Annotated in this window: 21 protein-coding genes; 12 read left to right on the top strand and 9 right to left on the bottom strand. The window is 62.2% G+C overall.

The genetic code is table 11. The annotated features are described in order from the left end of the window. Positions 1 to 3 precede the first annotated feature (3 nt). Genes FSO04_RS12810 through FSO04_RS12795 form a run of 4 tightly spaced genes read left to right on the top strand, consistent with a single transcriptional unit; the run spans position 4 to position 4,210 of the window. Positions 4 to 945, top strand: coding sequence for a carbohydrate ABC transporter permease (locus FSO04_RS12810; RefSeq protein WP_154560035.1), 942 nt, complete (start codon positions 4 to 6; stop codon positions 943 to 945). Then, positions 945 to 1,856 carry a carbohydrate ABC transporter permease gene (locus FSO04_RS12805; protein ID WP_154560034.1) on the top strand — a complete coding sequence of 304 codons (912 nt, stop codon included), beginning with the start codon at positions 945 to 947 and terminating at the stop codon, positions 1,854 to 1,856. Before FSO04_RS12810 ends, FSO04_RS12805 begins: the two co-directional genes overlap by 1 nt. A 41-nt stretch (positions 1,857 to 1,897) precedes the next feature. Then, entirely contained in the window at positions 1,898 to 3,106 is a 1,209-nt protein-coding gene (locus FSO04_RS12800) for an ABC transporter ATP-binding protein (protein WP_408383248.1), read from the top strand. 48 nt (positions 3,107 to 3,154) lie between these two features. Next, a complete protein-coding gene (locus FSO04_RS12795) occupies positions 3,155 to 4,210 on the top strand; it encodes a LacI family DNA-binding transcriptional regulator (protein ID WP_168435663.1) in 1,056 nt (351 codons plus the stop codon). A 74-nt stretch (positions 4,211 to 4,284) separates the two neighbouring features. Here the strand turns inward: FSO04_RS12795 and FSO04_RS12790 are convergent, their stop codons facing one another. The 5 genes from FSO04_RS12790 to FSO04_RS12770 all read right to left on the bottom strand — a co-directional run bounded on the left by FSO04_RS12790 (position 4,285) and on the right by FSO04_RS12770 (position 7,761). Further along, on the bottom strand, positions 4,285 to 5,142 hold the full coding sequence (locus FSO04_RS12790) for a PA4780 family RIO1-like protein kinase (protein ID WP_154560032.1): 858 nt from the start codon (positions 5,140 to 5,142) through the stop codon (positions 4,285 to 4,287). Positions 5,143 to 5,319: 177 nt separating this feature from the next. Continuing rightward, positions 5,320 to 5,634: a HipA domain-containing protein gene (locus FSO04_RS12785; protein WP_154560031.1), complete on the bottom strand. Its 315-nt coding sequence runs from the start codon at positions 5,632 to 5,634 to the stop codon at positions 5,320 to 5,322. Next, complete coding sequence (locus tag FSO04_RS12780; RefSeq protein WP_154560030.1) at positions 5,550 to 6,287, bottom strand: HipA N-terminal domain-containing protein; 738 nt, start codon at positions 6,285 to 6,287, stop codon at positions 5,550 to 5,552. Before FSO04_RS12780 ends, FSO04_RS12785 begins: the two co-directional genes overlap by 85 nt. Then, positions 6,274 to 6,657, bottom strand: a complete 384-nt coding sequence (locus tag FSO04_RS12775; RefSeq protein ID WP_154560029.1) for a helix-turn-helix transcriptional regulator — start codon at positions 6,655 to 6,657, stop codon at positions 6,274 to 6,276. The genes FSO04_RS12780 and FSO04_RS12775 overlap by 14 nt, the downstream gene beginning before the upstream one ends. Positions 6,658 to 6,852: 195 nt before the next feature. Continuing rightward, the gene (locus tag FSO04_RS12770) at positions 6,853 to 7,761 is read right to left on the bottom strand and encodes a LysR family transcriptional regulator (protein WP_154560028.1); all 909 of its coding nucleotides are present in this window, start codon (positions 7,759 to 7,761) and stop codon (positions 6,853 to 6,855) included. A gap of 124 nt (positions 7,762 to 7,885) precedes the next feature. Here FSO04_RS12770 and FSO04_RS12765 point away from each other — a divergent pair, with 124 nt between their 5' ends. The 3 genes from FSO04_RS12765 (at position 7,886) to FSO04_RS12755 (ending at position 11,695) form a co-directional block, all read left to right on the top strand. Beyond that, positions 7,886 to 9,073 carry a M20 aminoacylase family protein gene (locus FSO04_RS12765; RefSeq protein WP_154560027.1) on the top strand — a complete coding sequence of 396 codons (1,188 nt, stop codon included), beginning with the start codon at positions 7,886 to 7,888 and terminating at the stop codon, positions 9,071 to 9,073. A gap of 121 nt (positions 9,074 to 9,194) precedes the next feature. Then, positions 9,195 to 10,373: a porin gene (locus FSO04_RS12760; protein ID WP_154560026.1), complete on the top strand. Its 1,179-nt coding sequence runs from the start codon at positions 9,195 to 9,197 to the stop codon at positions 10,371 to 10,373. 14 nt (positions 10,374 to 10,387) lie between these two features. Next, the gene (locus tag FSO04_RS12755; protein ID WP_154560025.1) at positions 10,388 to 11,695 is read left to right on the top strand and encodes an MFS transporter; all 1,308 of its coding nucleotides are present in this window, start codon (positions 10,388 to 10,390) and stop codon (positions 11,693 to 11,695) included. 10 nt (positions 11,696 to 11,705) lie between these two features. Here FSO04_RS12755 and FSO04_RS12750 read toward each other — a convergent pair whose 3' ends face one another. Next, on the bottom strand, positions 11,706 to 12,071 hold the full coding sequence (locus FSO04_RS12750; protein WP_154560066.1) for an antibiotic biosynthesis monooxygenase family protein: 366 nt from the start codon (positions 12,069 to 12,071) through the stop codon (positions 11,706 to 11,708). Positions 12,072 to 12,546: 475 nt separating this feature from the next. Here FSO04_RS12750 and FSO04_RS12745 point away from each other — a divergent pair, with 475 nt between their 5' ends. Then, a complete protein-coding gene (locus FSO04_RS12745; protein ID WP_154560024.1) occupies positions 12,547 to 14,259 on the top strand; it encodes a SulP family inorganic anion transporter in 1,713 nt (570 codons plus the stop codon). Between the two features lie 49 nt (positions 14,260 to 14,308). Here FSO04_RS12745 and FSO04_RS12740 read toward each other — a convergent pair whose 3' ends face one another. From FSO04_RS12740 to FSO04_RS12730, 3 genes are all read right to left on the bottom strand, one after another. Next, complete coding sequence (locus FSO04_RS12740; RefSeq protein WP_154560023.1) at positions 14,309 to 14,668, bottom strand: hypothetical protein; 360 nt, start codon at positions 14,666 to 14,668, stop codon at positions 14,309 to 14,311. Positions 14,669 to 14,737: 69 nt separating this feature from the next. Then, positions 14,738 to 15,376 carry a LysE family translocator gene (locus tag FSO04_RS12735; protein WP_154560022.1) on the bottom strand — a complete coding sequence of 213 codons (639 nt, stop codon included), beginning with the start codon at positions 15,374 to 15,376 and terminating at the stop codon, positions 14,738 to 14,740. Positions 15,377 to 15,577: 201 nt separating this feature from the next. Further along, the gene (locus FSO04_RS12730) at positions 15,578 to 16,453 is read right to left on the bottom strand and encodes a LysR family transcriptional regulator (protein WP_154560021.1); all 876 of its coding nucleotides are present in this window, start codon (positions 16,451 to 16,453) and stop codon (positions 15,578 to 15,580) included. Between the two features lie 155 nt (positions 16,454 to 16,608). On the opposite strand from FSO04_RS12730, the gene FSO04_RS12725 reads away from it, so the two are divergent. The 4 genes from FSO04_RS12725 (at position 16,609) to FSO04_RS12710 (ending at position 23,530) form a co-directional block, all read left to right on the top strand. After that, on the top strand, positions 16,609 to 17,043 hold the full coding sequence (locus FSO04_RS12725) for a VOC family protein (RefSeq protein WP_054038807.1): 435 nt from the start codon (positions 16,609 to 16,611) through the stop codon (positions 17,041 to 17,043). Positions 17,044 to 17,469: 426 nt separating this feature from the next. Continuing rightward, positions 17,470 to 20,694 (top strand): efflux RND transporter permease subunit, encoded by a 3,225-nt coding sequence (locus FSO04_RS12720; RefSeq protein ID WP_154560020.1) that lies wholly within the window; start codon positions 17,470 to 17,472, stop codon positions 20,692 to 20,694. Between the two features lie 41 nt (positions 20,695 to 20,735). Next, complete coding sequence (locus FSO04_RS12715; RefSeq protein ID WP_154560019.1) at positions 20,736 to 21,959, top strand: efflux RND transporter periplasmic adaptor subunit; 1,224 nt, start codon at positions 20,736 to 20,738, stop codon at positions 21,957 to 21,959. A 50-nt stretch (positions 21,960 to 22,009) separates the two neighbouring features. Further along, on the top strand, positions 22,010 to 23,530 hold the full coding sequence (locus FSO04_RS12710) for an efflux transporter outer membrane subunit (RefSeq protein WP_154560018.1): 1,521 nt from the start codon (positions 22,010 to 22,012) through the stop codon (positions 23,528 to 23,530). Positions 23,531 to 23,583 lie beyond the last annotated feature (53 nt).

The raw sequence follows: 23,583 nt of genomic DNA, 5'->3' as shown, positions 1-23,583 counted from the left end.
GCCATGCACGCGCTCAAGCTGCCAGCCGCCGGCTCCAAGCCTCGCAAAGGGCCGCTGAAAAAGCCGCTAAAAAAGCGCTTGCCGATAGCGGCATGGCTAGCCTTGCTGCCGATGGTCCTGACCGTGGTGTTCGCGTATCTCGGCACGATGGTCTGGACCGCGCGCGTGTCCCTCAGCAACTCGCGTACGTTTCCTTCCGGCGACTTCGCGGGTCTCACGCAGTACACGCGGCTCTTCAATAACGACCGCTGGTTGCTGTCGCTGCAAAACATCGTGATCTACGGTGCGTGCTTTATTGTTGCGTGCATGGTGATCGGCTTGCTGCTGGCGATCTTCATCGACCAACGCGTCGTGGCCGAAGGCGCGTTGCGCACGGTGTTTCTCTATCCATATGCGATGTCGTTTGTCGCAACCGGTCTGGTCTGGCAGTGGATTCTGAATCCTGAGCTGGGTGCGCAGGCCGTGTTGCACAAGCTCGGTTTTGTACACGCGCGTTTCGACTGGATCGTCGATCAGGACTGGGTGATCTACACCATCGTCATTGCGACGGTGTGGCAGGCGTCCGGCCTCGTGATGGCGCTGCTGCTGGCCGGCTTGCGCGGTATCGACGACGAACTGTGGAAAGCCGCACGTATCGACGGCATTCCGCGTTGGCGGGTGTATGCGAGCATCGTCGTGCCGATGCTCGGGCCTTCCCTGTCCACTGCCTTTGTGCTGCTCTTCGTGATGGTCGTGAAGCTTTACGACGCCGTGGTTGCCATGACGCAAGGCGGCCCCGGCACCGCGAGCGAAGTGCCGGCGAAGTTCATCATGGATTACCTGTTCGGCCGGGCCAATATCGGCCTCGCGTCGGCCGCGTCGATCGTGCTGCTGGCCACGGTGCTGGCGATTCTCGCGCCGTTCTTCTATGCCCGCAGCCGCGCTGCGTTGCGCAAGGAGGTGTGATGAACACGCTCAGTCCGCCGCTCAAAAGCGGCACGCCGAGCCGTACACGCCGGCGCCGCCATGCGTTTACACCCGCACGACTCGGCGTCTACGCGTTTCTGCTCACAGCGGCGCTGTTCTTCCTGCTGCCGTTGTACGTGATGCTCGTCACATCCGTGAAGCCCATGAGCGAGATTCGCCTCGGCAATCTGCTCGCGTTCCCCGCGCATTTCACACGCGACGCATGGAGCGCCGCGTGGCAATCCGCCTGTACGGGGCTCGATTGCAACGGCATCCAGGTCGGCTTCTGGAATTCGGTGCGTATCGTCGTACCTAGCACGGTGTTGTCGATCATGATCGGCGCGGTGAACGGCTATGCGCTGTCGTTCTGGCGGCCGCGTGGGGCAGGGCTGCTGTTCGGCGTCTTGCTGATGGGCGCCTTCATTCCCGTGCAGGTGATGGTCTATCCGCTCGTGCGCGTGCTCGCGAGTGTGCATCTGTTCAGCTCGCTGCCGGGTATCGTGGTGATCCACACCATCTTCGGCATGCCGGTGATGACGCTGCTGTTTCGCAACTATTACGCGTCGATTCCGCAGGAGCTGTTCAAGGCGGCGCGCATCGACGGCGGCGGCTTCTGGCGCATCTTTTTGCAACTGATGCTGCCGATGTCCACGCCGATCATCGTCGTCGCGGTCATCATGCAGGTGACGGGCATCTGGAACGACTTCATTCTCGGCGTCGTGTTCGCCGGCACGAAAAACCTGCCGATGACGGTGCAATTGAACAACATCATCAATACGACGACTGGCGAGCGGCTCTATAACGTCAATATGGCGGCGACCATTCTGACCTCCATGGTGCCGCTCGCGGTCTACTTCATTTCGGGCCGCTGGTTTGTGCGCGGCATTGCGTCCGGCGCCGTCAAGGGATAGGGCGATAAAGCATGGCAAACCTGGCGAATGTGGAAAACGCGATGGCAAATGCGGCGGTAGGTGCGGCGGTAAATGCGGCAGACGTGGCTACCCCGGCAGATGCGGCGAATGTCGGCCACGTGGCGGACACCGCGGGTCTGTCGAATCCGGCCAACGTATCGGTGCGCAATCTGAAGATCCAGCTCGGCGCGAATACGGTGATCGAGAATCTCGATCTCGATGTGCGAGCGGGTGAGTTCGTGGTGCTCCTCGGCCCATCGGGCTGCGGCAAATCCACCTTGTTGCACAGCATCGCGGGCCTGATCGACGTGACCGACGGCAGCATCGAAATTGCGGGCGTTGACATGACCTGGGCCGACCCGAAAGATCGACGTATCGCGCTGGTGTTCCAGTCGTATGCGTTGTATCCGACCATGAGTGTCGAGCGCAATCTGTCGTTTGCGTTACGTATCAACGGCACGCCGAAGGCGGAAATCGAGCGGCGTGTGGCGCGGGCGTCCGACATGCTGCAACTCGGCCCGCTGCTCAAGCGCAAGCCCGCGCAACTCTCCGGCGGGCAGCGGCAGCGGGTGGCGATCGGCCGTGCGATCGTGCGCGAGGCCGATGTGTTCCTGTTCGACGAGCCGCTCTCGAATCTCGACGCCAAATTGCGCACCGAATTGCGTCGCGAACTCAAGCAACTGCACCAGCGTCTGGGCGCGACGATGATCTACGTGACCCATGATCAGGTCGAAGCGATGACGCTTGCCACGCGCATGGCGGTGATGCGCGGCGGCGTGATCCAGCAGTTCGGCACGCCCGCCGAAGTCTATGCGCGGCCGAACAATCTGTTTGTCGCGACGTTTTTGGGCTCGCCCGCAATGAATGTGCTCAAGGGCACACTTGAGCCGCGCGACGGCGCGCTACACTTTTGTACAGCGCATTTGCGGCTCGATGTGTCGCACTATCCTTTCAAGAACCTGCCGACGGATCGTCTGTCTTGCGTACTCGGCGTACGGGCCGAAGACGTGCACGTGGGCGAGGGCTCAAGCGGGTCAAGCGGTTCAAACACAAAAATGAGCGAGCGCGCGAACATTTCACTGATCGAGCCGATGGGCAACCACCGTGTCATCTGGCTCGACTATCATGGAGTGCAAATCGCGTCGATCGACCAGACGAAGACACCGGTGGCGATTGGGGATGCCGCGGCGTTTTCGTTCGATGGCGCACATATTTCGCTGTTCGAGGAAGAAGGCGGTGCGCGTCTGTAGTGACGGGACGCAGCGTCGTTGAATACAGCAAGCTTGACGGAGAACCGTGTGGCAACACTCAAGGATGTCGCGGCACTGGCCGGCGTCGGCATGTCGACTGCGTCGCGAGCCATTTCCGGTAAGGGACCCATTTCAGCCGATGCCGCCGCGCGCGTGAAGGCCGCTATCGAAGCGCTGAATTTCCGGCCGTCGTCCATCGGCCGGGCGATGGCGACGCAATCGCTCGGCATGATCGGCATTTTCGTGCCGACTTTCTTCGGCTCTTACTACGGCACGATTCTCAAGCAGACCGACACCGAACTGCGCGCGGTGCGCCGCCACGTGGTGGTGGCGACGGGTTGCGGAGAAGTGTCGCCGCGCGAGCAGGCCATCGAGGCGGTGCGTTTTCTGATCGGCCGTGATTGCGATGGCGTGGTGGTGATCAGCCACGATCTGCACGACGAAGATCTGGACATGCTGCATCGCATGCATCCAAAGATGGTGTTTCTGAATCGCGCGTTCGATCAGTTGCCGGAAGCGTCGTTTTGCGCGGATCATCGGCGCGGCGGTGAACTGGCAGCACGCACGCTGCTCGATTATGGGCATCGGGACATTGCGGTGATTTCCGGGCCGTTCAGCGCCTCGGACAATCACACCCGGCTCGAAGGCTTCTTTGCCGAATTGTCGCGTGAGGGCATTGCACGTGAAGACGTCACGCTGATCGAATCGGACTTCTCGCCGGAAGGCGGTTACGTTGCCGCGCAGAAGCTGCTCGATTCGAAGCGGCGCTTCACCGGCCTCTTTTGCGCGAACGACACGATGGCGGTGAGCGCGCTGGCGCGCTTCCACCAGGTGGGGATTTCCGTACCCGACGAAGTCTCGGTGATCGGCTACGACGATGATTATTCGGCCGCGTATGCCGCGCCTGGGCTCACCTCGGTGCATATCCCCACGGCGGAGTTGACGCAGAACGCCGTGCGCTGGCTGGTCAATCAGTGCTACCGGACCTCATGGGAGATCATCCGCGAGTTTCCGGTGAGCGTGACGATGCGGGAATCGGTGGGGCCGGCACCGGGGGCTTCGTCGACCAGGATCAAGGCGGCCAGCTGCCGCATCGCGTCGTAGCCTCTTCGCGAAGCGGCACGCAGGTGCCGCTGATTGGTCGCTTACGTGTTGCGTAGGGGCTGTTTTGGCCCCGCTTACGTCCCGCTGCGCAGCGACTGTTCGTAGCGCAGGCGCGCTTCTTCGTCGAGGCGCGTGTCTTCAAGTTCCTGTAGTACGGCTTCGAGATCGATCGGCGTAGTGTCGAGTTCGACACGGCCGGTCAATTTGGCATCCACGTGCAAGGCGCCTGCTTCGTACAGCGACCAGATTTCCTTGCCGTAGCTCGTATCGAGCAATGCGGGCGCGAACTGGCCAAAATACGTGGCGAGGTTATTCACGTCGCGCTCGAGCATGGCCGGCGCTTCCAAATTGCCGGCGGCATCCACGGCTTGCGGCAGGTCGATGATCACCGGGCCGTCTGCCGCGAGCAGGATGTTGTATTCGGACAGGTCGCCGTGAATCATGCCGGCGCACAGCATGCGCACCACCTGGTTGAGCAGCAGCGCGTGCAGTTCGAACGCGCGTGCTTCGGTCATCTCGACATCGTTCAGACGCGGCGCGACGTTGCCGTCCGCATCGGTCACCAATTCCATCAGCAACACGCCGTCGGTGCAGATAAAGGGCTGCGGCACGCGCACGCCGGCGTTGGCGAGCTGGAACAGCGCATCGACTTCCGCGTTCTGCCACGCCTGTTCCTGCACTTCGCGGCCATAGCGGCTGCCTTTTTCCATGGCGCGCTGCTGGCGGCTGTTCTTGACCTTGCGGCCCTGCTGATAGGACGCGGCCTGGCGGAAACTGCGCTGTTTGGCGTCCTTATAGACCTTCGCGCAGCGCGTGGACTCGCCGCTGCGGACCACGTAGACGGTGGCTTCTTTGCCGCTCATCAACTGCGAGATGACTTCGTCGATCAGGCCCTCTTCGACCAGCGGGAGCAGACGTTTGGGTGTTTTCATGCGGCCACCGGAGCGCGGTGGGGGGCTGATCGGCCATGTGCGGCCGATTGCGAGGGGAGGTGCGGGATTCGGATCATGCCGGATTATAAAGGGTATGGAGACATGTGCCGGAACGCGAGCGTCCAGGTGCCGGATGTGACTGGCACGGCTCGAACGTGTGGCCGCTATGCGCAGACATCACGCCTGAAATACAGACTCCATTCGTTGTATTTCGGGCCGGGACATATTCAGCGCGGTGGCTTCTTCCCGCCATGTGTTGACGGTGTCTTGAACTTCCGCAACGATGCGGCGCGCGTCTGCGTCGTCGAGTCGATAAAACTCAGCGGTGTCAAGCGCGGTTTCAAGATCCGGCAGGGCGCTCATGCCGTCCAGCGTGAGCGCGTGTTCCCGCTTGCCCGGGTTTGGATTCATATCGAACGCCGGCGAGAGCCGCCAGCCCGAAGGCTCGCGAATGAAGCCATGATTGCGCAGGTGATCGTCCCGGTTTCCCACGCGCCGATGTCATAACGGTCGTCTTTCGCGGGGAATTTGGCGATCCTGAGATCATTGCCCAGACTGGTGAAGTTGGCTTTCGGGCGAGCGCCGCCGAGCGAGGTGCCAGGGGCGATCAGCATCGCGAGCCACTGCTCGTACTCGGGCAGTTTTTCGATATCTGCCTCTTCAATGCGCAGGCTGATATAGGCCAGGGTCGCGAGGTCGGTGACCGGCGGCGCGGCATTCGCGCTGTTGTCGAGAAAATGTCCGTCCACGTCCTGAAACCGCAGCGCGCCGACTCGTGTCAGATCGTGCACACCCAGCAGGAAATCGATCTCCTGCAAATTACGCATGGGCCGGTCTTCGCGATCTGCCGCCGCGGCCTCGCGGCGCTCCATCAGCACGCGGCCCCAGCGATCCGGCGCCGAGTCCATGAAGACGCCGAATGCGGCGGACTTCGCGGGCGGATATTGCTCGTCGGTCCATAACTCGAGGCGCGGGTCGAGCATGAATGCGTTACGCCCATCTACCCAGTTCTTCGCATAGGTAAAGGATGCCGGCAAGTCAGTGCGTGCAGTCTGGCAATACAAGGGGCCGACTTGCTGCTGGTTGCTCAGTTCGGTTGCGTCGAGGAATACCTTGAACGCATCGCGAGGTTTATTGCTGACCATCAGATTTCTTCGGGGGTTTTTTTGCCGGTTGCCCGGTTTTGACAGGAGCGGCACCGGGCGTGTTCGTGCGCGGTTTGCGCTGACCCGGCAACTTGAGATCCTGCAGCTTGCGGCCGAGTTCGTCGTCGCGGGCGATGGCGTCCATGTCCTTGTCGAGACCCAACACGCGAAGCGCCCGCATATAGGTGCCGAGCGCAATATTCGGATCGCCTTTCTCGAGGCGGCTCAGCGTGTCGCGCGAAATGCCCAGCCTTTCAGCGAACAGAACGGTCGTGAGTTCACGTCGCAGGCGGGCGAGTTTCAGCCGTTCGCCGAGCGCACGCATCTGCTTCTCGACCGACGGAAAGGGACGTTGAAAGGTACGGGGCATGTCCGATAGATTAGGCAAATATGAAGAGTATGTCAAAAGTATCGGACAAATTTGCTGAACAAGGGGCTAGGTGTGTTGATCTGGTCCAAAATTTCTGAGATTCGTACGATACTTTAGGCAGTTAATTAATTTAGCCTGAAGTATCGTACAAAATAGGGCGGTCAATGGTCGGTGCAACCGCACCAAACCCGCTCCCTACGCCACTGGCCTCTTCAACAACGGCTCGATCGCCTGCTCGATGCAGTGGACGAAATATTCCGCCGGCCGCGTCAGTTGGGACTCCTGCGGCGACAGCAGATACAACTGCAACGGCGGCGGCGCGACCGGCAGCGCGAGACGCACGAAGCTCTGCCCGAGCGCGGTTTCTTCGAGCGAATGCGTGGTCCACGCGAAGATCGCGTCGGTGCTGATGGTCAGGCTGCAAAACAGCGCGTACGACGTGCAGCGCGTGATTCGCCGGGGTGGCGTGAGCCCGGCGCATTCGAACATCGCGCGGATAAAGCCCGGGTACTTGTCCGTCACGTCAGTGTGAATCCACTCGGCTTCCTGTACCGCCTCGAGCGACGCCGCGTCCGCATAGGGACTCTGCGCGCGCGTCACGAATACGGTTTCGAACGAGACCATCCGCTTTACGCTGCCCAGATCGCTCACCGGTCGCGCGAACGCGGCGAACGCCAGATCCAGCGTGCGATTGCGAAGTTGCTCATGCAACTGGTTGAAACCCAGCTCGCGAAACTCCAGCGTCACCATCGGCCAGCGTTTGCGAAATTCGACGAAGGCCTCGGCAAGTCCCGTGGTGCCGACAATCGGCGTGATGCCGATCACCAGGCTGCCGTCGCGCAGCCCCTTCAGATGCGCCATATCCTCCTCGGCGCGCTCCATCTCGCGCACCACGGTGCGCGCCCGGCTCACCAGCGCCGCGCCTTCGGCCGTGGGCACGACGCCCCACGGGTTGCGCTCCAGCAGCCGCACGCCGAATTCCGTTTCCAGTTCCCGCACCGCCTTCGTGATGGCCGGTTGCGTCACGAACAGCGCTTTGGCCGCGCCGTTGATGCTGCCGGTCGAGGCAATCGCAACCAGTGCTCGCAGATGATGGATTTTCATGATGCGGAATATAGCACTGGCAGTTATGCGCATCAAAATTTGTGCTTATTTGTTTTCGGGCCGGATCTTTACGCTTTGCTTCGACGGTTGCGAAACGACAGCCGGCTTAATCGGAGCACAACGAATGACGCAATCTTTTCCCCAGCTTCTCGCCGAACTGCGCGAGACCGAACACGAATTCATTGCGATTCGCCGCGACATCCACGCGCATCCTGAACTTGGTTTTGCTGAAACGCGCACCGCCGAACTGGTCGCACGCAAGCTCGCGGAGTGGGGCTATGAAGTGACAACGGGTGTCGGCGGCACGGGCGTGGTCGGCCAACTGCGGCGCGGCACGTCGAGCCGAACGCTCGGACTGCGCGCCGACATGGACGCGCTGCCGATCCAGGAAGCCACCGGCCTGCCGTACGCGAGCACCGTCGTACAGACCATGCATGCGTGCGGCCACGACGGCCACACCGCGATCCTGCTGGCCGCCGCGCACCGCGTCGCTAGCCGGGGCGAAATCGACGGCACGCTGAACGTGATCTTCCAGCCCGCGGAAGAGGGCCTGGGCGGCGCCTCGAAGATGATCGAGGACGGTCTTTTCGCGCGCTTTCCCTGCGACCAGATGTTCGCGCTGCACAACGCGCCCGGCCTGCCGGTCGGCCATTTCGCACTGCGCCACGGCTGCATGATGGCGTCGTCCGATTCGGTGACGATCACCGTGACCGGCAAAGGTACGCACGGCGCGATGCCTCAGTTGGGCTGCGATCCGATCGTCGCGGCGGCCAGCATCGTGCTGGCCTTGCAATCGATCGTCGCGCGCAACATCGAGCCGACCCGTGCGGCCGTGGTGACGGTCGGTGCGATCCACGCCGGCAGCGCACCCAACGTGATCCCCGAAACGGCGACGCTGAAACTCTCGGTGCGCGCGCTCGATTCGCAAACGCGCGACCTGGTCGAAGCGCGGATCCGCAGCATCGCGCAGTTACAGGCGCAAACCTACGGCGCCACGGCTGAAGTCGACTACCAGCAGATCTCCCGCCCGCTCGTCAATCATCGCGGCGCGGCCGACCTCGCGATCGAAACCATCGAGGCCCTGGCCGGCCCGGCGGGCTACACGCTCATGCCCGATGCGGTAATGGGCAGCGAAGACTTTTCGTGGATGACCGAAATGGTGCCGGGCTGTTACGTGGTGCTCGGCAACGGCGTCGACTCGAAGGGCGGCTGCGCGGTCCACAACCCGGCATACGACTTCAACGACGCGGCGATCAGTTGGGGGGCCGCTTACTTCGTCGGACTTGCCGAGCGCTGTTTGAGCATGCTCTGAGCGCTGCCTGAGCACGGTCCACTCGCCGGGTTTCGATCCGGCGTCCAGTACGCTGGAATCTTCAGTTCCGTCTTGCACTTCATTTCTAGACATCATTTGCACGCGAGGAGTAGGGAGACCCATGAAAAAATGCATCGCAATGAGCGCGGCACTGCTGACGCTCGGAACGGGGACAGCGGACGCCGAGCCGTATCAGATGACTTTGCTGAGCGCACTGCCTGAGTTCAACGGCAGCCTGCGCGAAGGCGTGGCGCTGTATGGGTCGGTCGATATGGGCATCAACTATCAGACCGTGGGCGGCAAGTCGCTGGTGCAGACCCAGAGCGGTGGCGAATGGACGTCGAAATTCGGCCTCTTCGGACGGGAAGATCTGGGCGGAGGCCTGCGTGCCGAATTCAATCTGGAAAGCGGCTTTCTCGCCAATAGCGGCGCCATGCAGGACAACACCTCGTTCCTCAATCGCCAGGCATGGGTGGGGCTGAACTCGTCGACTTATGGGCGAGTGCGTTTCGGCAAACAGATCGGCACGGGCTTGCCGCTCTTCGTCGACGTGTTCGGCACGGTGGGCACCAATTCGGCCTACACGTGGCTCGGCACCGCTGTCGTGCAAACGTCGAAGGGTTTCGGTTACAACAGCGACCTCGGCGCCGGCGCGACGCAACTGCCCGCGCGGGTGAATAACGCGATCACGTACCTGTCGCCGAGTTTTGCGGGCTTCAGCACGGAACTGATGTACGCGCCGAGCAATGTGGCCGGGCAGTCGCCGACAGCGGCGGCGCAGGGCGCGCTGCTGCAGTGGTATGACGGCACGACTTACGTGACGGGCACCTACAACCAGGTGTGGGGCGCGACCGGAACAGGCGGCACGAGCACCGTGCGTAACGATCTGTACGGTTTTGGCGTGGTGTATGACACCGGCAAGATCGTGCTGTCCGGCGCGTTCAACCAGTACGCGCCGAAGCTCGCCAACGACGGCATCGCGCGCGTCTATACGCTCGGCACGATCTGGCCGGTCGGGCGCAATGCGTTCCGCGCTTCGGTGGTGTATCGCGATACGTCCGGCGTGCATGACCCGGCAAATAATCCCGCGAAAGATTCGGCATTCGGCGTAATGCTCGGGTACGACTACACCCTCTCCAAACGCACAGGGCTCTACGCGCGCGCCGGCTTCATCCGTAACTACGGTATTTCCACCGTACTGCTGAACAATAATCCGCTGCCGACGCAAACCGGTAGCACCGCACCGGAACTCGGCACGACGCCGGTCACCGTGTCGCTGGGCATGTATCACAACTTCTAGGCGTGAGTCTCCCGATGAATGCAATCCAACACACCGCTAGTGCTGTCGCGACCGAGGCGACCGACGTGAAAGAGCGGCACGCGTCGCGCCGGACTGTCTTCGCCGCGGCGCTCGGCAACGGCCTGGAGTTCTTCGACTTCACGGTCTATAGCTTCTTCGCCGCGCTGATCGGCAAGCTGTTCTTTCCGGCCGGCGGCGACGTGGGCGCGCTGATGATGTCGCTCGCAACCTTCGGCGTCGGCTTCGTCGTGCGGCCGCTCGGCAGCATTGTGATCGGCGCGTATGCCGACCGCGCGGGCCGCAAGCAGGCCCTCGTGCTCACCGTTTCGCTGATGGCGCTCGGCACGGGCATGATCGGCCTTGCGCCGACTTACGCGACGATCGGTCTGGCGGCGCCGGCGATCATCGTGCTGGGCCGTTTGCTGCAAGGCTTTTCGGCGGGCGGAGAAGTGGGCGCGGCGACCACCTTGCTGATGGAGTCGGGCAGCGCGGGGCAGCGAGGTTCGCTGGTGAGCTGGCAGATGGCCTCGCAGGGCGGCGCGGCGCTTGCCGGCGCGCTGGTGGCGGCGACGCTCTCGCGCAGCCTCTCGCACGAGGCATTGCTTGCCTGGGGATGGCGTGTGCCGTTTCTGATCGGGCTTTTGATCGGTCCGGTCGGTTTCTATCTGCGCAAACATCTGGACGAGACCTTGCCTGCCGCGCAATCAGCGAAAACGGCCCGGCCTGACGCGGCCCGGCCGAAGGCTCGCATCGAATGGCGGCAGATCGTGGCAGGTACGATGCTGGTGATCGGCGGCACTTCGTCGATGTACGTGATCGTGTTTTTCCTGCCGTCGTTCCTGACGATGACGACCGGCATGCCGGCCGCTGTTTCGCTACTGGCCGGTTGCACGGCGGGCCTCGTGTTGCTGATCGGCTCGCCGTTCGCCGGCCGTCTCGCCGACCGCATGCCGCGTCGCAAGACTTTGCTGTACGCGGTGTCGGCGGTGTCGCTGATGGTGCTGCTGCCGGCGTTTTACGCGATCAAAACCTGGCCGTCGATCTACACGGTGGTACTGGTCGTGTTCGTGCTGATCGGTTTGATGACGCTTTCGAGTCCAGCGGGTTTCGTGCTGATTCTCGAAGCGTTCAAACCGGACGTGCGGGCGACCTCGCTCGGCATCATCTATGCGTTGGGCGTGACGATTTTCGGCGGCTTCGCACAGTTGATCGTCAGCGCGTTGTGGCGCATGTCCGGTAGTTTTTACGCGCCGGCATGGTACGTACTGGCGTGCGGACTGGTGAGTTTCGCCGGCGTGGTGCTGTTCAAGGAAGCGAAATAGGGCTGCACTTTCATGGTGCGGGCGATGTGGCTTGGGCAAGCGGTCCATCTTGGACCTGATGGGCCGCTGCAGGATGCGCAAACCCTGCATCGCCGTAAGTGCGCAGCACCTCGGAGATGATCACCTGATACCCATCGAGCCAGTTCGCCTGCGCCGCTTTCGCTTCCAGATGTGCGGGGTGCTGCATCAACGCCTGCAATGCGTCGAGCGAGGCCCAGTAGTACACATTCGACGTCAGTCCAGTCGACGCGTTTTCCCACGCCTCTTCGCCGAGATAACCGGGAATGGCCTTGGCGGCGGTGGCAATGGTCTCGTCGAGCCGGTAGAAGCGTTCGTCTAATTGTCTCGTCGCGAAGATGAAAGTTGACGTGTACATGGCGTAATCGGTTTGTAGGTGGGCGAACGTTTGCGCATCATAGCGCACGGTATCAAGCGCGTATTTTTTCACATTATTTGCCGCGTTTTCAGGGGTTTTTTCACGCGCCACCTACCGCCCGGCAGTAACGGTGTTGTAATAGTCCGCAACAGTGTTTTGCGTTTTCCCTCATTCATTTCGCACGGCAATCGCTTAAACTTGGCAGTAACAATTTGTTACGGGGTGCGAGATGTTGGCCGTGTTCATCATCGCCTGTCCGATCTGCATCGCCGCGCTGTTCGGTTTCGCGCGGCACGTGGATCCGCTGACAGGGCAGTTCAGGCGTTAGACCCAAAATGGGGCAGTTTCGGCAGGGGTGTTCAAGCCATTGCTGGTTTTAACCATTCTCTTTCGCCGATCAAAGCCTTAACCCTTGCCTTGGCATGCCGAGTCACGGCACGATGCGCGATAACATAGGTTTGGGGCACTATCGCGTATGCGAGATTTTCTGGCAAACATCACGACGCGCCTTGGCGTTTTGAAGGGCGTGCTTCCTTTGAGCCGTGCCGCGGCGGCGCGCGATGCGCTGGCCGGCGTGCAGCTTGCGTCGATGGATATTCCGCAAGTGCTCGGCTATGCGCGCATTGCCGGCATGCCGGCCGTTACCGGTCTTTACACTGTCTTTCTGCCGCTTATCGCGTTTGCGTTCTTCGGCGCCTCGCGGCACCTCGTCGTGGCAGCCGACTCCGCCACCGCAACCATTTTTGCGAGCCGCCTCTCGACCATGGCGCCGGCGTCGAGCGCGGAATATGCGGCGCTCGCCGGGATGGTCGCCTTGCTCACTGCCGCGCTTCTGCTTATCGCGCGGATCTTCAAGCTCGGTTTTCTCGCTGACTTTCTCTCGCGCACGGTGCTGGTCGGCTTCCTCGCCGGTGTCGGCGTGCAGGTCGGCATCGCCATGCTGGGCGACATGTTCGGAGTCCCCGGACATGCCGCACGCAGCATCGATCAACTCGCGCTCGTGGTGCGCGAGTCGGCGCAGATCAATCTGCCGACGCTCGCTATTTCTGCGCTGGTGGTGACCTCCATTCTGGTTTTCAAGCGTTTTTCGCCACGCCTGCCGGTGCCGTTGATCGCGGTGGTGGCGGGTATTGCCGCAAGCGATATTTACGGTTTCGCTGCCCACGGCATTTCTGTGTTGGGGCCGGTCGCAGGGGGACTGCCGCCGCTCCGTATGCCGTCGGTCACGTGGCAGCAATTACTCGAACTGCTGCCGGTCTCCGCCTCGTGCTTCGTGATGATCGTCGCGCAAAGCGCCGCCGCGAGCCGCGTATTTGCCGAGCGCTATCACGAGACGGTCGATACCAATGCCGACCTGCTGGGTATCGCCGCCGCCAACGCCGCGGCGGCATTTTCCGGCGCCTTCGTGGTGAACGGCAGTCCGACGCAAACCGCCATGGCCGATCGCGCCGGCACGCGCAGCCAGTTCGCGCAGGTCGTTTTCGCGGTGGTGGTGGTCGTGGTGCTGCTGTTTTTCAGTGGTTATTTGCAGTACCTGCCGCACTGCATTCTGGCCAGCATTGTGTTTACGATCGCCATCGGCCTGATCAATGTGAAGACGTTGTTTTCGATCCGCCACGAAAGTCCCGGTGAATTCACGCTGGCCGTGTTTACCGCAGCGGCGGTGGTGCTGATCGGTGTCGAGCACGGCATTCTGGTGGCGGTGGCGTTATCGCTGCTGCGGCATGTGCGGCATAGTTACCGGCCGCACACCATGGTCCTCGTGCCCGGCGAAGGCGGCATCTGGGTGCCGGTGCCGGCCGCGCCCGGAGTCCAGACCGGGCCGGGACTGATCGTCTATCGCTTCGGCGCCGATCTGTTCTACGCGAACGACCACTTTTTCGTCGACGATGCCCGCAGCCTGATCGATCATGCGCCGAGCGCGGTGCGCTGGTTCGTGATCGATTCCGGCGCGATCACCGACCTCGACTACTCGGCGGCGCGTTCGGTCGGCGAGTTGTGCGAGATGCTCAAGCGTAGCGGCGTCGAAGTGATTTTTGCGCGCGTGAATCAGTATCTGCGCTCGGATATGGACCGGCATGGCATCACGCCGATCGTCGGCGCAAACTGCATTTTCAGCACCTTGCATGACGCGCTGCGCCTGGCAGGCGTGGAGCAGCCCGGTACGCAGGTCAAAGCCGCGTCGTAGTCGTCATTTGGGTCTGTTTGGTCTGTTTGGCCAGACGTGGTGGATTGCTTCAGACCTGCGGCTCTTCATCGGCAAAGAAGTAGCCGATAAAAAAGCACGCGCCCGCGAGCAGGGCGCCGAGTACGGCCACCGTGTAGGCGAGCGCGGTACCGTGCCAAAGACTGTCGAACCACTGATGAAGCTGCGCCATCACCACCGCCGCGTTGCCGCCAATGCGCTGCAATTCGATCTGATAGCGCGGGTCTGCGATGCTGTACATCGAGACGGCGCTGTCTGGCGCTGGCGCCATGGCATAGATGATCGCCGCGGCGATCAAACCGGCGAGCAGCACGACGGCGCCCGCCAGATAAAGCCGTTTTTGCAAGGACGAGCGCTTTGCTGCCGGATTCAGGTCATTGCCACCGCTCATCGTGTTCGTGTGTCCGCTCGTGTCATCAGGGTGACAGTATCGCAGAGCGGGCGCACCCCGAAGGCGCGGCTAGCTTTTCGACGTCAGCAGCTTGATCCCGGCAATGCCGAACATGATCGCGAGCGACCCGTCCAGCCAGCGACGGATCGCGACGTAAATGCGCCGTGCGGACGCGGTTGAAAACAGCACCGCGTAGCTGCTGAACACGGATACGCCGATAACCATGCAGCCGAGCACCACCGGCGCGGTGTGCGACGTGCCGCCTGCGGGCGACATAGCCAGCGAAACGATCGAGAGCCACACCAGAATCGCTTTCGGATTGGTGAGATGCAGCAGCAGGCCGCGCAGATAGAGCCGTTTGAGCGGTTCGCCTTCGCGTGCGGTATTCGTCGGCAGCTCTTCCGCGCTGAATGCTGAGCGCGCGGATTTGAAGCCGAGCCACAGCAGATAGAGTCCGCCGGCAATCTTGATCGCCACCAGACATTCGGAGTAAGTGGCGAGTACCGCCGACAAACCCAGCGACGCCAGCAACGCCCAGAAGAACGAACCGGACACCACGCCGAGCGCGAAGGTGAGCGCGGATTTTCTGCCGGCGCTCATCGCCAGCGACATGATCGCGAGATTGCTCGGCCCCGGACTCGCCGTGCCGACGAAGTAGGCGCTGTAAGCGATCAGGACATCGGCGGTGAGGAAGGAACTGGCGGTCATGGGCGTGTGAACCTCGGCGGCGGGCAAACTGCGCCGCTCGTTGCGGCACGGGGGAATCGCATGGATCGATGCGCGAACAACGATTCTGCTCGCCCGCGCGCGAATCTCACAGATACAGTTGATGGCCTGTGCGGCGGCACAATCGGGTGTTTGTGGGGCAACTCCAGCGGGCAGTGAGCCGCCGCAGCCAACTCAGCCAGCTCACGACTCCGCCGCCGTTTCGATGCAATCCGCCAGAGCCCCCGCCACCGCCTGCCGGCTATGCCGTGGACGCTGCACGAGCCCGATTTCACGGTGAAACGTCGCGTCGCCGAGTTCGAGCGCGGTGACATTGGCGGGCCACTTGCCCAATCCCGCCGTATTCGGAATCAGTGCCACGCCGATGCCGCGCGCGACGAGTTGCGCGATACCCTGCAACTCGTCGAGCTCAATCACGTCGTGCACGTTCAGCCGCGCGCGCCGCAGAAAGCGGTCCACCAGCCTGCCGCCGAACGATCCGCGGTCGTAGCGGATGAACGGTTCGCTCCTGAGCAGCTCGCGCCAGGACGGCGTGCCACGCGCGATCGCCTTGGGCACCAGCAGCACGAACGGTTCGGTGACGAGCGTGCGCCATTCGAGTTCGGACGGCAGCGCGAACGGCGGTTTGATGATAACGGCGAGATCGAGCTCACCCGAGTCCACCTGCCCGAGCAGTCCCAGCGACACGCCGGGCACCACGCGAATCCGCCAGCCGGGACGGTCGTCGCGAAAGCGGGCCAGCGCGTCGGCGAGAAACGACACCTGCGCGGACGCGATCGCGCCGACCCGCAGCATCCCGCTTTCGGCGGCACCCGCGCCGCGTTCCGAGAGCCGTGCATAGAGCGTCATCATTTCTTCGGCGAGCGCGAGCGTTTCGCGGCCGGCGTCGTTGAGCGTGGCGGAGCGGCCCGTGCGGTCGAACAGCGCGAAACCGAGTTCCTGTTCGAGCCGCTGCATTTGCGCGCTCACGGCGGATTGCGTCAGGCCGATGCGCGCGCCGGCAGCGGAAAACGTGCCGTATTGGCTGACGGCTATAAATGTTCTGAGTTCGCTGAGCATCGTCGATTGATCGATTTTGGTGTTGGTCAGATCAAATATATATCGTTTTTAACCATTTTTAGTCATGGTTAGAATTTACCTCACGCGTGCGCCTTTCCGGGCCGCTTCATTGACCGATACACGAGCCCACCTTACTTTCTGCGAGTTTTCCCACCATGAGCGTTGCCGACACCGTTTTGCCGCCGTTCCATCTGGCGTTTCCCGTGCATAGCCTCGCCGCGGCCCGCGAGTTCTATGGCGAGCTGCTCGGCTGTCCGGAAGGGCGTAGCTCTCCGGATTGGGTCGACTTCAACTTCTATGGCCATCAGATCGTCGCGCACCTCGCACCCGAGGAAATCGGCCACCGTCAGACCAGCAAGGTCGACGGCGACGCGGTGCCGGTGCGCCACTTTGGCGCGGTGCTCTCGATGGCGCAATGGCAGGCCGCCGCGGACAAGCTGCAAAAGGCCGGCATCGACTTCATCATCGAGCCGCATGTGCGCTTCAAGGGCGAGGTCGGCGAACAGGCGACGATGTTCTTCCTCGATCCGTCGGGCAACGCGTTGGAGTTCAAGGCGTTTGCCGATATGTCGTCGTTGTTTGCGAAGTGAAGTGATGTAGGTGTGAGGGCGCCGGCGGCACACGCCGGCGCTTCGAAACGAAAAGGCCGGTCAACAATCGTGTTGACCGGCCTTTTTTTGCCTGGCGCCAAAGCTCGGCAATTCACCCGCCGCGCCGGAATGAACCCCAGAATCGCCGCCTGAGCGTAGCGTATTTGCTTTGCGCAATTTATTCTGAAGGCATGTCTCACGGCAGTTCGGCGAGACATGCATTTAGCAATACCCTTAAAAGAGCTTATCTACCGCTCATCAAACGTTTGCGCATCATGATGTTGCGGGCGTTTGAAGCGCTACCTATCCTTACATTAGCCTTCCTGACAATTTAGCCATTTTGGCGCCATGCAGGCGTTGGTGCTATCGATCTAGCATAGGTACGGATTCACCCATCCCTTACCTGCATTCTCTCGGGCGCGTTTCATGTGGATCGTCAACGTTGCGCTTAAGCGGCCATACACGTTCATCGTGATGGCCATTCTGATCTTGCTGGCGACGCCATTCGTGCTGTTGACCACGCCGGTCGACGTGCTGCCGGAAATCAACATTCCGGTGGTCAGTATCATCTGGAATTACACGGGCTTGTCGGCCGAAGACATGGCCAACCGCATCACGTCCGTCAACGAGCGCAGTCTGACCACCACGGTCAACGACATCGAGCACATTGAATCGCAGTCGCTCGCGGGCATCACGATTCTCAAGGTGTTCCTGCAGCCGAACGCAAACATCCAGACCGCGATCGCGCAAACCGTAGCCGTTGAACAGGCGCAGCTCAAGCAGATGCCGCCAGGCGCGACGCCGCCTCTGGTGATCAGCTACTCGGCCTCCAGCATTCCGGTGATCCAGCTCGGCTTGTCGAGCCCGAAGCTCTCCGAGCAGGCACTCAACGATACGGCACTGAACTTCCTGCGCCCGCAACTGGTGACGATTCCCGGCGCGGCCGTACCGTACCCGTACGGCGGCAAATCGCGGTTGATCTCGGTCGACCTCGACACGCGCGCATTGCTCGCAAAGGGCCTGACGCCTTCGGATGTGGTCAGCGCGTTCAACGCGCAAAACCTGATTCTGCCGACCGGGACGGCCAAGATCGGGCCGAAGGAATACACGATCAATATGAACGGCTCGCCCGCCACGGTGGAAGGGCTCAACGACATTCCGGTGCGCACTCTCAACGGCGCGACGACGTACCTGCGTGAAGTCGCTCACGTGCGCGACGGCTTCTCGCCGCAGACCAATATCGTGCGGCAGGACGGACACCGCGGCGTGCTGATGTCGGTGCTGAAGAACGGCAGCGCCTCGACGCTTTCGATCGTCAATACACTGCAAGGCATTCTGCCGGCCGCGCGCGCCGCGTTGCCGCCGGACCTGAGCATCACGGCCTTGTTCGATCAGTCCGTGTTTGTGAAGGCTGCGGTGCAGGGCGTGGTGCGTGAAGCGCTGGTCGCCGCGGCATTGACCGCCGCGATGATCCTGCTGTTCCTCGGCAATTGGCGCAGCACCTGCATCATCGCGATCTCGATTCCGCTGTCGATTCTGTCCTCGCTGATCGCCCTGCACGCGCTCGGGCAAACCATCAACATCATGACGCTGGGCGGCCTTGCACTCGCGGTCGGGATTCTGGTCGACGATGCGACGGTAACGATCGAGAACATCGAACGGCACCTGCATATGGGCACGAATCTGCACGATGCGATTCTCGACGGCGCCGGCGAAATCGCGATCCCGGCGCTCGTCTCGACGCTGTGTATCTGTATCGTGTTCGTGCCGATGTTTTTCCTGACCGGCGTCGCGCGTTATCTGTTCGTGCCGCTTGCCGAAGCGGTGGTATTCGCGATGCTCGCCTCGTACGTTCTGTCGCGTACGCTGGTGCCGACGCTGGCCATGCTGCTGATGGGGCATGCGCACAAGCCCAAGGCCGATGCCAGGCCGAGTCTGTTCCGGCGCATCTACCTGCGTTTCGATCACGGCTTCGAGCGCATGCGGTCCACCTACATCGTGATACTCAGCAGTGTGCTGGTGCGGCGCGGCATGTTCGGCAGCCTGTTCCTCGGTTTCTGCGTGGTGTCGATGGGTCTGGTTTTCGTGCTCGGTGAAGACTTCTTTCCGAGCGTCGACGCCGGTGACATTCGTCTCCACATGCGTGCGCCGACAGGTACGCGCATCGAGGAAACCGCGCGTCTCGCGGACGAGGTCGAGAAGGTGATCCGCGAGGTCGTGCCGGCCGACGAACTCGGCACGATCCTCGACAACCTCGGTTTGCCGTATAGCGGTATCAATCTTTCGTATAGCAACGCGGGCACGATCGGCACGCTCGACGGCGAAATTCAGGTGGCCCTGAATCAAGACCACCACCCGACGCAAATCTACATGGACAAACTGCGCGCGATCCTGCCGCAGCGTTTTCCGGGCGTCGAGTTCTTCTTTCAGCCGGCCGACATCGTTACGCAGATTCTCAACTTCGGCTTGCCCGCCGCTGTGGACGTGCAGATTTCCGGCACGGATCAGCAGGGCAACTTCGACGTTGCGCGCAAGCTGCTGAAACAGGTGCGGATGATTCCCGGCACCGTCGACACCCACATTCAGCAGAAACTGGACGAGCCGGCGATCAATCTTCAGATGGATCGCACGCGCCTGCAACAACTCAATCTGAGCGCGAGCAATGTGGCGCAAAATGTACTGATTTCCTTGTCGGGCAGTTCGCAGACTTCGCCGGGTTTCTGGTTCAACAACAAGAACGGTGTCGAATACAGCGTCGCGGTGCAAACGCCGCAGTATCAGATCTCGTCGATCGATGAGTTGTTGCGCACACCCGTCTCGGGTTCGGCCAACGGTCCGACGCAACTGCTCGGCAACCTCGTGCGGGTCGCGCCGCAGAATCAGTTCGCGGTAGTCACGCACTACAACATCAGGCCGGTGATCGACCTGTACGTGAGCGTTGAAAAGCGCGACCTGGGCAGCGTGGCCACTCAGGTCGACAAGCTGGTGAACAACGTGCGGGCCTCGTTGCCGCGCGGTAGCCAGATCACCTTGCGCGGGCAGGTGCAGACCATGCGCAGTTCCTTCTTCGGTCTCGGGATCGGCGTGGCGATGGCCATCGTGCTGGTGTACCTGCTGATCGTGGTGAATTTTCAGTCGTGGGTCGATCCGCTGATCATCATCAGCGCGTTGCCCGCGGCACTGGCGGGCATCGTATGGATGCTGTTCCTGACCGGCACGCACTTGAGCGTGCCTGCCTTGACGGGAGCGATCATGACGATGGGCGTTGCTACCGCCAACAGTATTTTGATGGTGTCGTTCGCGCGCCAGCGGCTCTCCTCCGGTGCGCCGCCGCTCACCGCCGCGCTCGAAGCCGGCGCAAGCCGGATCAGGCCGGTGCTGATGACCGCGTTCGCGATGATCATCGGCATGATTCCGATGGCGTTGGGTCTCGGCGAGGGCGCCGAGCAGAACGCGCCGCTGGGCCGCGCGGTGATCGGTGGCTTGCTGTTCGCCACCGTGTCCACGCTGTTTTTTGTGCCACTGGTGTTCGCGGGCATTCATACCCGCCTCGCGCGGCGCCATCGCGACGATGACGACACGGATACCACGGGCGGCCACGGCAACGACGGCCCCGCGCCGGACCACGGCGGCGCAGGCAAGCCCGCGTAACGTTCAATGTAAATGACGGCTGACTGAGATGGCTGACTGAGATGACCGAAAAAACCCATGCATCGCTGGCGATTCCCGCGCGAGAGACCGAAGGCGGCCACGCCTTGCCGCCGCGCAATCGCGAATGGAAGCGCGCCAAAATCGCCATCTGGATCGTGCTGGCACTGCTCGCTGTGGGCGCGTTGCGCACCGTGATCGCGAACGTTCTGCAAAGCCGCTCGGTCGCCGAGACGACGAAGCAGAACGCCACGCAGTATGTGAACGTGGTGAGTCCGACGCAAACGGAGGGAGGTGGCAACACCTTGTTGCCGGGCACGTTGCGCGGCTTTGTCGAGTCGCCGATCTATGCGCGCTCCACCGGTTATCTGCTGCACTGGTACGCCGATATCGGCACGCGCGTGAAGCAGGGGCAGCTGCTCGCCGATCTGGACACGCCTGAGATCGATCAGGAACTCGCACAGTCGTTGGCGCAGCGCGCGCAAACCAGTTCGAGTCTCGGCCTCGCCAAAAGCTCGATGGAACGCTGGCAGCAACTGCGGCAACGCGATGCGGTTTCGCAGCAGGAACTCGACGAACGGACAAGCACCTACACGCAGGACCTGGCCAACCTCGCCGCCGCCGATGCCAACGTGAAACGCCTGCAGCAACTCGAATCGTTCAAGCGCATCGTCGCGCCGTTTTCGGGCGTGGTCACGCAGCGCAATGTCGATGTCGGCGATCTGATCGACGCGGGCAGCGGCACGAGCCGCGCGCTGTTCGCGCTGGCGCAATCGGATCCGTTGCGGGTCTATGTGCAACTGCCGCAGGCGTACGCGCAAAACGTGTCGGTCGGGCAGAACGTGGTGGTGACGCAGGCCGAATTGCCGGGGCAGCAGTTCCACGGCACGATCACGCACATCTCTGGCGCGATCGACGTGCCGACCCGTTCATTGCAAGTCGAAGTGACCTTGCCGAATCCTGACAACAAGCTACGGCCCGGCGCGTATGTCCAGGTGGCCGTGCCGGCGGCAGCCCATGCGCAACTGACGGTGCCCGGCAATGCGCTGCTGTTCCGCGCCGAAGGTCCGCGGCTCGCGGTGGTCGATGCGAATGGCAATGTGGCTTTGCACAAGGTCGTGATCGCGCAGGATTTGGGGCAGTCGCTCGAAATCGAAAGCGGGATCGAGGCGAACGACAAGATCATCATCAACCCAAGTGATTCGATCGCGGACGGCGACCACGTGCGGATCACGCAGCCGCAGAAAAACGGCAAGGGGGCGTCGTGATCGCGAAGCAGGCGGGCGCTTATCGGGCACGAACGACACGAGCGTCACGAATGTCGCTCATGGCGCTGGCGGCCACCGCTAGCGCGGCGTTACTGGCCGCGTGCACAGTCGGCCCGGATTATCAGCGGCCGCAAGCCGAGGTGCCGCCGACCTGGCAAACCGATTCGTACTGGCGCGTCGCGGCGCCTTCGCATGCGCCGATTTCGCTGGACTGGTGGAGCGCCTTCGGCGATCAGACGCTCGGTACGCTGGAAACGCAGGCGCTCGCGCAGAATCAGACACTGGCCGCGGCGAGCGCACATTACGCGCAGGCCAAAGCGACGCTGGCGAACACCCGTGCGCAGCAGATTCCTGAAGTCGATCTGGGAGCGTCCGGGTCGCGCTTCAGAATTTCGCATGATCGCCCGCTGACCAATTACGGCACGCCGACCACGTCGACAGTACAGAACAACCTGCAACTCGGCCCGACGATCAACTACGACACCGATCTATTCGGCCGGATACGTCGTGAAGTGGAAGGCGCCGCGGCCTCCGCGCAACAGTCAGCCGACGATCTTGCCAACGCACGGCTCGTCCTCACCACCGATCTCGCCACCGACTATTTCTCGCTGCGTGAGCTCGACGCCGAGATCGACGTGCTGAATCAATCGGTGAAACTGCAGCAAAAGGCGCTCGATTACGTCACGACCGAGCACGATCTCGGTTCGGTATCCGGGCTCGACGTGTTGCAGCAGAAGTCGCTACTCGATTCGACGCGCGTGCAGGCGCAACTCCTGCTGAATCAGCGCGCGCAGTTTGAACATGCGATTGCCGCCTTGGTCGGCGTGCCCGCGCCGCAATTCGCGATCGAGCCCAAAGTGCTCGACACGCAGGTGCCGGCGATTCCGCTCGGTTTGCCGAGCGACGTCTTGCAACGCCGCCCGGATATCGCCTCGGCGGAGCGCGCGATGGCCGCGGCGAACGCGCAGATCGGCGTCGCCAAGGCAGCGTTCTTTCCGAGCCTGACGCTGACGCCGAGCATCGGCTGGGAAAGCGCACAGTTCGCGAGCCTGTTTAGCGCGCCGACGCTGATGTGGACGCTCGGCGCGACAGTGGGCCAGGTGCTGTTCGACGGCGGCCGCCGTGCGGCGAACGTGCAATTTGCGAGCGAAGGCTACAAGGCCACCGAGGCAAACTATCGGCAAACCGTGCTCAACGCATTCCAGCAGGTGCAGGACGGCATCACGGGCCTCTCCGTTCTGGATGGCGCGTCGAAGCAGTCGCGTGAGGCAGTGACCGATGCGCAGCATCTTCTGGCGCTCGCCAACGACCGTTATTCGGGCGGCCTGGTCGCCTACCTCGATGTCATCACCGCGCAGCAGTCCTTGCTCACCAGCGAGCGCCAGGACGTGCAGATCCACGGCCAGCAGATGACCCTCTCGGTTTCATTGGTGAAGGCGCTGGGCGGCGGCTGGGATGCCGGCACGGACCTATCGGGCGCACAGCCGCCGAGCAATGCACCGAACACGGCAGACGCAGCGAACACAGCAAACACAGCGGACACGAAGGAGGCGATGGCTCCCGCGAAGTGAGCCGCCCGACAATGACACAGCCAGACAGGAAAAAGGAAAAACGAGGCGTTTCG

The organism is Paraburkholderia madseniana (assembly GCF_009690905.1).
Taxonomy (GTDB): Bacteria; Pseudomonadota; Gammaproteobacteria; order Burkholderiales; family Burkholderiaceae; genus Paraburkholderia; species Paraburkholderia madseniana.
This window is presented reverse-complemented; position numbering and strand designations above follow the sequence as displayed.